General features: G+C 41.0%; 15 protein-coding genes. 1 reads left to right on the forward strand and 14 read right to left on the reverse strand.

Annotated features, from left to right (window positions below; translation table 11 throughout):
• Position 1: 1 nt before the first annotated feature.
• Genes bshB1 through NSQ72_RS10020 form a run of 4 tightly spaced genes read right to left on the reverse strand, consistent with a single transcriptional unit; the run spans position 2 to position 2,274 of the window.
• Complete coding sequence (gene bshB1, locus NSQ72_RS10005; protein WP_341083962.1) at positions 2-706, reverse strand: bacillithiol biosynthesis deacetylase BshB1; 705 nt, start codon at positions 704-706, stop codon at positions 2-4.
• Complete coding sequence (mgsA, locus tag NSQ72_RS10010; RefSeq protein WP_034280445.1) at positions 693-1,112, reverse strand: methylglyoxal synthase; 420 nt, start codon at positions 1,110-1,112, stop codon at positions 693-695. Before mgsA ends, bshB1 begins: the two co-directional genes overlap by 14 nt.
• 17 nt (positions 1,113-1,129) lie before the next feature.
• Positions 1,130-1,933: a 4-hydroxy-tetrahydrodipicolinate reductase gene (gene dapB / locus NSQ72_RS10015; protein WP_039179514.1), complete on the reverse strand. Its 804-nt coding sequence runs from the start codon at positions 1,931-1,933 to the stop codon at positions 1,130-1,132.
• 5 nt (positions 1,934-1,938) lie between these two features.
• Positions 1,939-2,274: a nucleotide pyrophosphohydrolase gene (locus tag NSQ72_RS10020; RefSeq protein ID WP_024422788.1), complete on the reverse strand. Its 336-nt coding sequence runs from the start codon at positions 2,272-2,274 to the stop codon at positions 1,939-1,941.
• A gap of 137 nt (positions 2,275-2,411) precedes the next feature.
• On the opposite strand from NSQ72_RS10020, the gene NSQ72_RS10025 reads away from it, so the two are divergent.
• On the forward strand, positions 2,412-3,284 hold the full coding sequence (locus tag NSQ72_RS10025; RefSeq protein ID WP_024422789.1) for a YitT family protein: 873 nt from the start codon (positions 2,412-2,414) through the stop codon (positions 3,282-3,284).
• 30 nt (positions 3,285-3,314) lie between these two features.
• On the opposite strand, the gene ypjB is transcribed toward NSQ72_RS10025, so the two are convergent.
• The 10 genes from ypjB to NSQ72_RS10075 all read right to left on the reverse strand — a co-directional run bounded on the left by ypjB (position 3,315) and on the right by NSQ72_RS10075 (position 12,102).
• Entirely contained in the window at positions 3,315-4,118 is an 804-nt protein-coding gene (ypjB, locus tag NSQ72_RS10030; protein ID WP_034280441.1) for a sporulation protein YpjB, read from the reverse strand.
• Between the two features lie 65 nt (positions 4,119-4,183).
• Entirely contained in the window at positions 4,184-4,777 is a 594-nt protein-coding gene (locus tag NSQ72_RS10035) for a DUF1405 domain-containing protein (RefSeq protein WP_039179519.1), read from the reverse strand.
• 100 nt (positions 4,778-4,877) lie between these two features.
• On the reverse strand, positions 4,878-5,645 hold the full coding sequence (locus tag NSQ72_RS10040; RefSeq protein ID WP_341083963.1) for a menaquinol-cytochrome c reductase cytochrome b/c subunit: 768 nt from the start codon (positions 5,643-5,645) through the stop codon (positions 4,878-4,880).
• A gap of 41 nt (positions 5,646-5,686) precedes the next feature.
• Positions 5,687-6,361, reverse strand: coding sequence for a menaquinol-cytochrome c reductase cytochrome b subunit (qcrB, locus tag NSQ72_RS10045; protein ID WP_003215804.1), 675 nt, complete (start codon positions 6,359-6,361; stop codon positions 5,687-5,689).
• Positions 6,362-6,363: 2 nt separating this feature from the next.
• Positions 6,364-6,870 (reverse strand): ubiquinol-cytochrome c reductase iron-sulfur subunit, encoded by a 507-nt coding sequence (locus tag NSQ72_RS10050; RefSeq protein WP_007500911.1) that lies wholly within the window; start codon positions 6,868-6,870, stop codon positions 6,364-6,366.
• 144 nt (positions 6,871-7,014) lie between these two features.
• A complete protein-coding gene (locus NSQ72_RS10055; RefSeq protein ID WP_059377977.1) occupies positions 7,015-7,461 on the reverse strand; it encodes a YpiF family protein in 447 nt (148 codons plus the stop codon).
• Positions 7,462-7,522: 61 nt separating this feature from the next.
• A complete protein-coding gene (locus NSQ72_RS10060; protein ID WP_008344562.1) occupies positions 7,523-8,062 on the reverse strand; it encodes a ReoY family proteolytic degradation factor in 540 nt (179 codons plus the stop codon).
• Between the two features lie 75 nt (positions 8,063-8,137).
• The gene (locus NSQ72_RS10065) at positions 8,138-9,409 is read right to left on the reverse strand and encodes a tetratricopeptide repeat protein (protein WP_330545254.1); all 1,272 of its coding nucleotides are present in this window, start codon (positions 9,407-9,409) and stop codon (positions 8,138-8,140) included.
• Positions 9,410-9,689: 280 nt separating this feature from the next.
• Positions 9,690-10,976 (reverse strand): 3-phosphoshikimate 1-carboxyvinyltransferase, encoded by a 1,287-nt coding sequence (gene aroA / locus NSQ72_RS10070; protein WP_341083964.1) that lies wholly within the window; start codon positions 10,974-10,976, stop codon positions 9,690-9,692.
• Positions 10,977-10,986: 10 nt separating this feature from the next.
• Entirely contained in the window at positions 10,987-12,102 is a 1,116-nt protein-coding gene (locus NSQ72_RS10075) for a prephenate dehydrogenase (protein WP_144490274.1), read from the reverse strand.
• Between the last annotated feature and the right edge of the window lie 48 nt (positions 12,103-12,150).

Below are 12,150 nucleotides of genomic sequence, written 5' to 3' on the forward strand. Positions count from 1 at the left end.
ATTACCCCCCAAGTAAGTCATCATCCAACAAAAGTGGTTTCTTTGTGATAAACCCTTCTGCATAAGCTTTGTTGACTTCTCTTCCATACATAGACTCTCTCATTTTGACAAAATCAATATAACCGTTCACAAGAGGTGTTTCTACTGAATTTGCCGATTTAACAAATTGACTTTTATACGCATGCAAGCTATCAATTTTTTGGTGCATTTCCTCAGAAATATCGATCACAAAATCTGGACGATGGTGCCCATTAATCATGTAATAATACATTTGGCTTATTTTATGCGCTGGCTGCTTGTATGAATCTTCAAATTTATGTATGCCTGCAGAAAAAGCGGCCTCTTCTACAAGTGAGCCCGCATGGCCATGATCTGGATGCCGATCTTGTTGGTACGGAGCGAAAATCAGTTTCGGTTTGTATGTTCGAATCACGCCTGCAATTTCCTTCATCGCTTCGTCATTTAGATACAGCCCTCTATCTGGCAGTGTAAGCTGGATTCTCGCTCTGACACCTAAAATAGCGGCTGCGGCTTTTGCTTCTTCTTTGCGGCTCTCTACTGTTCCATTTGAAGATAATTCAGCCTGGGTCAAGTCGCAAATCCCGACGCGCGCCCCTTTTTTTACGTATTTTGCAATCGTTCCGCCCATTCCGATCTCTACATCATCGCTATGGGCACCGAATGCAAGGATATCAAGTCGTTTCATTTGTTCCTCCGTTTTTTGCTACATCTCGAAAATCAAACGTACCTTTATTTAAATTCCTGACTAAAATTTCAGCGGTTCCCATATTGGTGGCTAATGGAATGGTATACACATCGCAAAGCCGGATGAGTGCAGATACATCCGGTTCATGCGGCTGTGCAGTTAGCGGGTCTCTAAAAAAGAGCACAAGATCCATTGCATTATCAGCAATTAAAGCACCGATCTGCTGATCTCCCCCAAGTGGTCCTGACTGGAAACGATGAATGGGAAGCCCCGTCGCTTCTTTCACTCTCAAACCTGTTGTCCCTGTTGCGTAAAGTGTATGATCTGCCAAAATATCACGGTACGCGGTGGCAAACTGTATCATGTCACTTTTTTTCTTATCGTGAGCGATTAAAGCAATGTTCATCAGGAATCCACTCCTTATTAGTCGATGATATTTTCTAAACCATAGACGAGCTGATCAATGTGCATGACCTGTTCCACTGAAAGTTTCACGCCTGACATAAAGGATGCACGGTTATAAGAATCATGACGAATGGTGAGCGTCTGTCCGTCCATTCCAAACAGCACTTCTTGATGTGCAATCATACCAGGAAGTCTGACGCTGTGCAGACGGATACCATCATAATCTGCTCCTCGTGCCCCTTCGATCAATTCTTTCTCTTCTGGATGTCCCTGCTTTTTGCTTTCTCTTACTTCTGCAATCATTTCAGCCGTTTTTAAGCCCGTACCGCTTGGGGCATCTAGTTTTTTATCATGGTGAAGCTCAATGATTTCAACGTCAGGAAAATAATTCGCGGCCATTTTGGCAAATTTCATCATTAAGACTGCACCGACAGCAAAGTTTGGCGCAATAATACAGCCTATGCCCTTTTCTTCTGTTAATTGCTGAAGCTCTTTTAGGTCATCTTCTGAAAATCCAGTTGTGCCTACGACTGGACGCACGCCATGTTCAAGTGCTTTTTTTGTATGTACTTTCCCGATTTCTGGTGTCGTCAGATCAATTAATACATCTGGTGCTGTTTCTGAAAGACACACATCAATATCCGTATAAATTGGCGCATGAGAGGTCGTATGAATCACATCAGATAATTTTTTTCCTTCATGCACGTGATCAAGTGCGGCCACCAGCTGAAAATGGCCTGTTTCTTCCGCCAGCTTCACAGCCTCTATCCCCATTCTTCCTCTTGCTCCAGCGATTACTACTTTGATGGTTTCGTTCGTCATCGTCTCTACTTCCCTTCTTTTTTCGTCCAGCGGTCTTTATCTCTTGTGTTGAATTTATGCATCACACGGTCATGTGCTTCTTCTAGTGAAATATCAAGTGAATTAGCGAGGCATGTTAACACAAACAATACATCGCCTATTTCTTCTTCCATGCTTTTTTCTGTTTCCGTTGTTTTTTTCGGCTTTTCTCCATAGTAATGGTTAACCTCTCTTGCCAGCTCTCCCAATTCTTCTGTCAGACGGGCCATCATGGCAAGCGGGCTGAAATAGCCTTCTTTAAATTGTCCTATGTAATCATCTACTTCTTGCTGCACGTGACGCAGCGTTTTTTCTTTCGTCATGAAGCTCATCCTCCTATCCATCTCTTACATGTTAGCGAAATCATAAATATTTGACAAATGTTTAAGACTCAGTTTGCTTGTTTCTCTCCCATACCATATAATATTATCGCTGTCTAAGCAAAAAAAGGAGTGATCTCTTGCTAAAAGAAATTCGTCTTAAAAATATCGTATTTATTTTAATAGGATCTGCGATTTTTTCTTTCGGTCTTGTTCATTTTAATATGCAGAACAATTTGGCGGAAGGCGGATTTACAGGTATTACACTGCTTTTATATTTTCTATTTCACATTGACCCATCTATTTCAAACCTTGTCTTAAACATTCCGATCTTTTTTATTGGCTGGAAAATGCTCGGCAGAACGATGTTTACTTATACAATTGTAGGCACAGTCAGTCTTTCTGTCTTTCTTGCCATCTTCCAGCGCTTTCAAATACATATGCCTCTCCAGCACGATTTAGCCTTAGCCGCCCTCTTTGCAGGTGTGTTTATCGGAACAGGCCTCGGGATCATCTTTAAATTCGGCGGTACAACAGGCGGTGTAGACATCATTGCAAGGCTGATCAACAAGCATTATCAGGTGGCCATGGGACGAACAATGTTCATCTTCGACGCATGCGTCATTACCATTTCTCTTACCTACTTAAATTATAAAGAAGCGATGTATACACTTGTCGCAGTATTTGTTGCTGCGAAGGTCATTGACTTCATGCAAGAAGGCGCTTACGCTGCCAAAGGCGCCATGATTATCTCTGAAAAAGATGACATCATTCAAAAGAAAATCACAGATGAAATGGAGCGCGGTGTCACCATCTTAAAAGGGGTCGGTTCCTATACAAAGCAGGAGCGCAACGTCCTTTATTGCGTCGTTCCGAAAAACGAGCTTGTCCACCTCAAAAGCGTCGTAACCTCAGTCGATCCTCATGCGTTCGTATCAGTCAGTGACGTGCATGATGTACTCGGTGAAGGCTTTACATTAGATGAACACAAAAAGCCGCTCAACCCGCATTAAAAAAGAAGCACCAGTTTTGGGCTTCTTTTTTTATGATTTAGGATAATCAGCCTGACGTTTTTGCTTCTTTTCTTTTTCAGCACGATATTTCCGAAATCCAACATACGTTAACGTTAATAAAATGATACTCCCAGTTGTTAAGATGACCCATAAAAGTGATGGATCAGCTTCATCTTCATCGACGTGAGCAAACACACTCGATAAATCCTCTTCCAGCTTCGTGAGACGTTCAAGCTTTGTCCCACTTGATGCTTTTAAAAATTCACCTTGCTCAATCACTTCCATGTGCTGCTTAATCGTCTGGAGCTTTTCAGGCGAAATATCAATGGTTAAGCTCGGATAGATCATATCGTATAAAGAAACCAGCTCATTCCAAGTTTCATAAAATGTCGTCGATTCTGGATCTTTCACTTCTTTTTTCAAAGTAGGAAAAGACCCCATAATGGGCTTCTCGAGCGAACCCCAAAGAGGCTCAGAATCCGACTGAATCGCATCAAGCAGCATTCTAAATTGAGAAGCATAACGAAGCTTTTCGCGCTCATTCAATTCTTCCTGCGGCAGCCCTTTTATCATATCTTGATAGCCAAGTGTAATTTGCCGAATCTGCGTATTCGTCAAAGTTCCACGCCAATTCTCAGCTTTAAATGTCTTTTCAACATACAATGCGACTTGTAATGCCTCATCATATTTAGCTTGTCTCGTTAATTGAAAGATGGAATCTGATAGTTCCGTTAATTCTTGCAGCGTGTTAGCAGCTGTTTCCTCACCTTTGGCAACAGCCGGATGTAATACGAGAAAAAATAATAGAATCATCGCGATTGGCTTTCGTTTCATGCAAGTCCCTCCTAGCCCTTCTCCTTACAGCGTATGAAGAAAAGGACAAGGTTAGACCAACATTGTTAAGGGAGTTCCAGCTTGACCGATTTTTTCGATAGAACGAGATAATACGAAACAAGAAGAACCGCGATACTTAACCAAAACGTCGCATAGCCGATCTCGTTTGAATAGGCAGACAGCATAGAATAACGCGGCATCATACCAAATACATAATCAATCACATCGTTATGTAAAATCCAAATTCCCGCTACCACGAGATGACGCATTTGAAAACGATAATACGGCGCAAACAATACAGCCTGAACCGCCATCGCAAAGTGAGACCCAATCAGCATGTAGCCTTCCCACGGAAAATCATCAACAGATAAAAGCACAAAGATATTCATTCCTACCGCCCATAGCCCATATTTAATCAAGGTCACAAGAGCAAGTGCTTCAAAATAAGGAGCATTTCGTTTCATCAAAAACGCAAGTAATACAAATAAAAAGAAAAAGCTGGCCGTTGGACTGTCTGGTACAAAAGCTAAAAAGACAGCCGGCGTCTCTACGAGCTGCGGAATATACCAATAGTATCCGTACACAGTGCCAAGGAAATTGATCATAAGCACCAGCACAAGCAGGTAGCGCGTCGCTAGCAAATATTGAATCCATCTCATATGTCTCTTCACTCACGATCTGTTAAAATCAGAAAAAAGCTGACAGCGCCAGCTTTTTCTCTTTTGAGTATATCCTTGTACTTGCATTTAAACAACTGAATTATTTTGATTTGACCTCAGATAAATATTTAGAGAGCTTCTCGAGTTCTTCATCACTGCCTTTAAAGACACCCTTAGGCATGTTGCCTTTTCCTTCTACAGCGATTTTAGCGATCTCCTCAGGCGAAAGACCGTTGTCAACGAGTGACGGTCCGGCTGCTCCGCCCTGCATGTTATCCCCGTGACAGGAGATACATGTCTGCTCTTGATAAATTTTATACTCTTCAGCTGAAGTATCAATTTCTGCTTCTTTCTTAATCTCACCTTGTTTTGCCGCTGCTTCCCAATCATGAGTTGCAACAGACTCCCACGTTAAATATGTTGCTGCACCGACTGCAAGGATCATCATCCCGACTGCAATTGGTCTTCTATACGGTCTGCGTTCTGAACCTGAATCAAGAAATGGTGCGAGCAAAAGTGCACCAAACGCGATTCCAGGCATAATCATCGCGCCAACGACAGTGAAGCTACCTGCAGCAAATTCATATTTTAATAACTGGTACAAAAATAGGAAATACCAGTCTGGCAGCGGAATATAGCCAGTATCTGTCGGATCAGCCATCCGCTCAAGCGGAGGCGCATGAACAACAGTTAGGACAAGAAATCCAATTAAAAAAACGGCACCTACAAGCCATTCCTTTAAAAGAAAGTTCGGCCAAAAGGCTTCTGTTTTTCCCGGATATTCGGAATAGTCTTTAGGTATGTTAGGTTTTCTTTCTGCCGGTATCCTGGAATCTCCGACAAACTTCATCCCTTTTCCCCTATGCAAAGTCATCCCCTCCTCATTGAACATTCATCAAACGCAACATTTTATAGCGGTCCAGAAATTCCTTGCTTACGAATCATAATAAAGTGGGCAGCCATCAGCCCAAATAATGCCGCTGGCAAGAAAAAGACGTGGATAGCGAAGAATCTCGTCAGCGTTTGTGCCCCTACAATGTCAGGATGACCTGCAAGCAGCGTTTTGATTTCTTTACCAATGAAAGGTGTTGCTTCTGCTATTTGCAGACCAACCTTCGTCGCAAACAGCGCCTTCATATCCCATGGTAAAAGATAACCTGTAAAACCAAGTCCAAGCATCACAAAGAAAATGAGCACACCAACAATCCAGTTCAGCTCTCTAGGCTTTTTATACGCCCCTTGGAAAAAGACCCTTAGCGTATGTAAAAACATCATCACAATGACTAAACTCGCACCCCAGTGGTGCATCCCTCTGACAATCTGGCCAAATGCCACTTCATTTTGCAAATAATAGACAGATTCCCAGGCATTTTTAATATCCGGCACGTAATACATTGTTAAAAACATGCCCGACAGGACTTGAATGACTGTCACAAAAAACGTTAAACCGCCAAAACAATACACAAAAGCGGAGAAATGATGTGCTGGATTGACGTGCTCTGGCACCTCGTGATCCGCAATATCTCTCCATATCGGTGTAATGTCGAGCCGCTCATCTACCCAATCGTAAATCTTGTTAAGCATCGTTACCCTTCCCCTTTCGGCACAGCTTTTCCAAGATAGAGGTATCCGTCCTTCACTTGCTGCTTATAATGGTCAAGCGGTGCAAGCGGTGGAGTTCCGGGTACGTTTGTACCATCCTTGTCGTACAGCCCATAATGGCACGGGCAGAAAAATTTGTTTGGATTTTTCGGATCACTGTTCCAGTTCACTGTACATCCTAAATGTTTACAGATTGGCGATAAAGCGACAATTTCATCCCCTTCTTTGTACACCCATGCTGACCTAGATTCCTTTGACTCATACCATGCATCTACTTGATCAATTTTAAAGTCAAAGCGCTTCGGTTCCTTTGTCAGTTCATCTACACTGACAACTTGAACCATATCCTGATCCTCTGTTCCTTTTAGCACAGGGTCAAGCGCAAAGCGAACCATAGGCATGAGCATTCCAGCGGCCATAAATCCCCCCACGCCGGTCAACGTGTAATTCAAAAATTGACGCCTGGACACTCCATGTCTCTTCTCGCTCATTTTTTTCTCCCCCCCTCAGGTCGTCAGCTACTTTATAACTGAATTAGAAAAAATTTCATAAAACTAGGACACCCTCATAATATATCAATCTATTCACTAGGTCAACATCCTAAAAAGCTATGTACAATGCAAATGTAAGGGTTTTTATGAAGGGTTCCATTTTTGTAACAAAAAGTTCAAAATTTGTTCTACACTGTCTTGAATGACTTTTTGCTTTAATTCAACCTTCAAATGCTCCAGCGGAACCGGCTTGAGCAAAAATAGCGATTCGCTAATCTCAGCATGCTCTTTCCACTGGTGATCAGATGTGATCAGTGCGACATGCTGAAAATGATCTTTGAGCGACTGCTTCATTGTGAATATGTCTTCTTGTTTCCGGTCACTCACTTCTAAATATGTATGTGGTGGAAAAAGAAAAACCCGCCCTTTTAATTGTCTTTCAAGTTCCTCTGCTACAAGAATAGTAAACTCTCCTAAAGACACGGTTTGTTTCATTTGATCTGCGTTAATCCCAACTAATGGAATGATAGCGGTATCAATGTAAGCCTTAGATTGCAAAAAGCGATCCGCGTCCTCTGCTTGAAACTTCATCAATTTCCCCTCTTTCATGACATAAGCCCTGCCTGTATAGGGCAAGGCTTATTCGTTCAGTTTATGACAATAGGCTTAATTCTTTTGCCAGCTTATTAAATGTTTCTTGATCATGACGGTCAAGTGCTTCATCTATCTCTTTCATGAGCCGTTCTTTTTGGAAAGTTGCGATTGAGTGCTCAAGCACTTTCTCAGCAAGATCCTTATCTTTTTCATTCTCATAAAGATCCTTTGGAATATGGGGATTTGTTTCAAGAACAGCTGCATATTCCGGCGAACGATAAGCAGAACGAAAATTCAATTGAATAAACAAATCCTGCTGTTTATTCAAACGAATATCATGAAATGACTTTTCAGCATCTGTCGTCATGATGTTTTCTTTATAAAATCTAAAGGGAACTTCATCCACACAGTGTGTTGACATGATGATTCCCCTTGGGCAAAATTCTGCTTGCTCTACAAAATGAACCTTTTCCATCAAAGAGTCGTGACTCATTAAATAATTTAATATCCAAACACACTCTCTTCGCTTTAGCTGATAATGGTTTAAGAACCACCGGATAAATTCCTTCTTTTCATTGACAGAAACAGGGGTCTGCATGTTATTCCCTCCTCTATCGTAAATTAAATTGCTATACATGAATTATTCAACAAACCAGTTCTTCATTCCTGCAAACTATAAGGAAATTTCGTCTTCAATTCTTAAAATCGTTTCTTCAATTTCTTCATTTGTGCCATCTTTCTCTAGAACTTTGCGTAATAACGGCAGTGCTTCTTTTTGTCTGCCCTCTTCTAAAAGGAACGAAGCGTATTCATATAAAAAGTCACGTTCCTCATCAAAATCAGGCAGGGCAAGCTTGAAATACTCGGCAGCTTCTTTGTATTCTTCTCGCCCGACAGAAGCAGATGCAGCATACCAATTCCATTTTGGATCATCTTCCCCAAAGCTTTTAACCTCTTTAATAACATCTAGAATTTCATCAAACAGCTCTTCATTTAAATAGATCGCCAGCAATGTTTGAACTGCTTCAATATAACCCGGATCGAGAGCAAGTGCTTCTTGAAGCAGTTTTTTCGCATCTTCTGAATCCCCATTTTTCAAATCAATCTTGGCACCATATAAATATAATTCTTTGTTATACTCATCAACTTTAATACCCTCTTTTACTACCTCTAAAGCCTCGTGATATAGTCCTTCTTCCTCATAACTTTTCGCTAAAGGCATATAAAGTGACGAATAGGATGGATCAATATCTTTCAGTTCTGTAAGCTGCTGAATGGCTGTTTTTGTTCTGCCAGCCCTCATCGCTGTAAATCCGTAGCCAAAAAGAGTGTTCGGGTCTGCTTGATCTTTTACTGCCTTTTCGTACCATTCAAGTGCATCCTCAAATTCTCCAGCTGTACTGAGTGATTCAGCAAGCCGCTGATACACATTGACACCGCCAACCTCATGCTGTTGATCTGCCACTTTGTAGAAAAAATCAGCCGCTTTTTTTGAAAGACCTTGAGAAAAATACAACTCACCTAATGCAAAATCGATGACGGCTTCATTCGGAAGTAGTTCTTTCGCTTTTAAAAGTTTTTGTTCACTGACTTCAAATAGTCCTTGCATCTGATACAAATCTGCCATTAACAATAAACTCTCTGGGTACGCATCATCATCTTCAGGAATCGTTTCTAATACTGCAATCGCCTTCTCTTCTTCATCAGAGTCAATCAGCAGCTCTGCATAAAAACACGTTAAACCTGTTTCCTCTGGATATAAATCATGTAAATCACTGATGAGATTCCGTGCTTTATCGATATCTCCCCAATCATAATATAATTGAGCCGCTTGCGCCTTTTCTTCATCATGCAAATGCTTCTCTGCTTGAGCAAGTGTTTGGAGTCCTTTTTCAGTCTCACCCGCCTCAACTAATTTTATGGCTTCTTGTAATGAACTATTCAAATCAAACCGTTCCTTTCTGTTTCCAAAAACCTAAACTATTGTTACTTCATATCATAATCGACAGGTGCACATCCAGCAAATATGTTGCTCTTTTAAAATGAACCCATTTTTGTGTTTTAAAGACTGTTTTTCATTTCATCCTATACGAAACTGATGATTTGTAAACTGCAGACACTATTTTTATCGGACAAAATGTTTTTTTTCAAGGTTTCACCTTGAGACAAGCTATGCTATATTTCTGACAAATATGCAGAAGGAAAGAAAAAGCCTGAGGACATCCTCAGACTGTTTTCGTTAAATATTCAATGTGTTCAAAGAAATTCGGGTATGAGACACGAACAGCTTCTGTATCTTCAATCTCAATTGCTTGCTGTGTCACACATGCGGCAATTCCCAGCATCATACCGATACGGTGATCTCCGTAGCTTGAGACGACTGCGCCGCCTTGAAGCGCAGTTTTACCATGAATCTTCATACCATCATCTGTTGCTTCAATATCAGCACCGAGTTTTTTAAGTTCTGATACGACTGTATCAATTCGATTGGTTTCTTTTACTTTTAACTCAGCAGCATCTTTAATGATTGTTGTTCCTTCTGCTTGGGTCGCAAGAAGCGCAATAATCGGGATTTCATCTATGAGTCTTGAAATCATGTTACCAGAAATTTCAATCCCTTTTAATGATGAAGTAGAAATGGTTAAATCACCGTACGGTTCCCCGCCTTTTGCATCTACTTCATTGATCTCAAGATTTGCTCCCATAAGTTTCAGTACATCAATAATACCTGTTCTTGTTTTGTTTAGCCCGACATTTTTTAAGACAATCCGGCTATTCGGAACGATTGACCCAGCTACAAGGAAAAATGCAGCTGAAGAAATGTCTCCAGGAACAAATATATCTGTTGCTGTTAATGTTTGGCCGCCTTCAATGGAAACACTTTGTTCATCTTCATCTAGTTTTACACCAAACATTGAGAGCATTCTTTCTGTATGATCTCTTGATTTATGTGGCTCAATTAATGTCGTTGTGCCCTCTGCTTGCAGCCCAGCTAAAAGGACAGCCGACTTAATTTGTGCACTTGCCACTGGAGACTCATAGGTTATACCTTTTAAATGACCGCCACGAATAGACAGGGGTGTATACTCGCCATTTGCTCTGCCGTCTATTTTGGCTCCTAGTTGTTTAAGCGGACCCGTCACACGTTTCATTGGTCTTTTGGCAATACTCTCATCACCAATTAGTGTACTGTGAAACTCACAACCAGCTAATATTCCCATCATTAATCGAATGGTTGTACCAGAGTTGCCAACATCGAGAATGTCAGACGGCTCCTTGAGCTCTTTAAGTCCCTTACCATGAATGACAACATCTGTCCCTTTTTGTTCAATTTCAACGCCCATCTTTCTAAAGCAATCAATCGTACTTAAACAATCAGCTCCAGGAAGAAAGTTTTTCACTACTGTGGTTCCATCAGCAATTGCACCAAACATCACTGATCTATGTGAAATAGATTTATCACCTGGGATATGAATTTCTCCATTCATAGGAGCATTTTTATGAATTTTCATGTTTGTCACCTCAGTCAGCATAAAATGTATCGTAATTCGCTCTATTTTTTATACAGATTTCTGCACGCTTGCGGTCGTCATCTGTTTGAAAACTAATGCGTAAAATCCCATTAATGTCTTCCCGCGTCTCTATAATACGGATATTTGTAATACTAATGTTTTCACTTGCTAGATGCCCTGTAATCTCCGAAATGACCCCAGGGTGATCCGGAACATCGACATACAGATCATAAAAAGAAGGAATAGCTCCTTTTTTCCTTAGAGGAAGTCCATCACGATATTCCTTTGCATCTTGAAAATAAGAGAACAATCCTTCAGCATCTTCTTGCTGTACGAAGGTCTCAATGCGGTTAATCTCTTTTTTCCATTCATGAAAACGGTCTAAAATCTTATGTTTATTGTGCAGCAGGATATCCCGCCACATTGCAGGATTACTTGAAGCAATTCGTGTGATATCACGAAAGCCTCCAGCAGCAAACCGTTTAACAAGTGGGAATTGTTCTTCAAAATGATGCGCTTGATGCACAAGGCTGGCTGCAACAATATGAGGAAAATGGCTAATGACACTTGTCACAGCATCATGTTCTTCTGGTGTCATCTCGATGAAATGAGCATTTGTCCCCTTTAACAAATCCATCAACCGATCAACAGCTTGACGGTTTGTTTCCTTTGCAGGCGTTAAAATGTAGAACGCATTTTCAAATAAAAAATCTTTTGCTGCAATAACACCTGACTTATGAGAGCCTGCCATTGGATGGCCACCAATAAATTGGTAATGCTCAGGCAGCGCTTTTTCAGCAAAATGGACGACCTTTTGCTTTGTGCTGCCGACATCAGTGATTGTGAGCTCTCTTTCAATTCCAGAGTCTGCAATATCACTAAGCATCTTTACTGTTTGCTGGACAGGTGTTGCCAAAATAATGGTCGAAGATTCTTCTAAACCCGCTAGAAACGAATCAGCTGTTGCATCAATAATTCCCAGCTTTGTTGCAGCAACCATTTGCTCTTTGGAAACATCAAATCCTACAATTTTTTTATGAGGATACTCTTTTTTAATCGAGAGTGCAATGGACCCACCGATTAAACCGAGTCCAGCGATTAATATTGTTTCGTTTGCATCGTTCATATTCATCACCTGATTTTTCGCGAAAATTAAACAACCTATTTCAACAGC

Source organism: Bacillus sp. FSL R5-0659 (assembly GCF_038008785.1).
GTDB classification, from domain to species: Bacteria; Bacillota; Bacilli; order Bacillales; family Bacillaceae; genus Bacillus; species Bacillus safensis.

Coding starts and splice junctions, on each gene's coding strand:
- bshB1 (WP_341083962.1), bottom strand. CDS start 706: ATGAAACGACTTGATATCCTTGCATTCGGTGCCCATAGCGATGATGTA.
- mgsA (WP_034280445.1), bottom strand. CDS start 1,112: ATGAACATTGCTTTAATCGCTCACGATAAGAAAAAAAGTGACATGATA.
- dapB (WP_039179514.1), bottom strand. CDS start 1,933: ATGACGAACGAAACCATCAAAGTAGTAATCGCTGGAGCAAGAGGAAGA.
- NSQ72_RS10020 (WP_024422788.1), bottom strand. CDS start 2,274: ATGACGAAAGAAAAAACGCTGCGTCACGTGCAGCAAGAAGTAGATGAT.
- ypjB (WP_034280441.1), bottom strand. CDS start 4,118: ATGAAACGAAAGCCAATCGCGATGATTCTATTATTTTTTCTCGTATTA.
- NSQ72_RS10035 (WP_039179519.1), bottom strand. CDS start 4,777: ATGAGATGGATTCAATATTTGCTAGCGACGCGCTACCTGCTTGTGCTG.
- qcrB (WP_003215804.1), bottom strand. CDS start 6,361: ATGCTTAACAAGATTTACGATTGGGTAGATGAGCGGCTCGACATTACA.
- NSQ72_RS10050 (WP_007500911.1), bottom strand. CDS start 6,870: ATGAGCGAGAAGAGACATGGAGTGTCCAGGCGTCAATTTTTGAATTAC.
- NSQ72_RS10055 (WP_059377977.1), bottom strand. CDS start 7,461: ATGAAGTTTCAAGCAGAGGACGCGGATCGCTTTTTGCAATCTAAGGCT.
- NSQ72_RS10060 (WP_008344562.1), bottom strand. CDS start 8,062: ATGCAGACCCCTGTTTCTGTCAATGAAAAGAAGGAATTTATCCGGTGG.
- aroA (WP_341083964.1), bottom strand. CDS start 10,976: ATGAAAATTCATAAAAATGCTCCTATGAATGGAGAAATTCATATCCCA.
- NSQ72_RS10075 (WP_144490274.1), bottom strand. CDS start 12,102: ATGAACGATGCAAACGAAACAATATTAATCGCTGGACTCGGTTTAATC.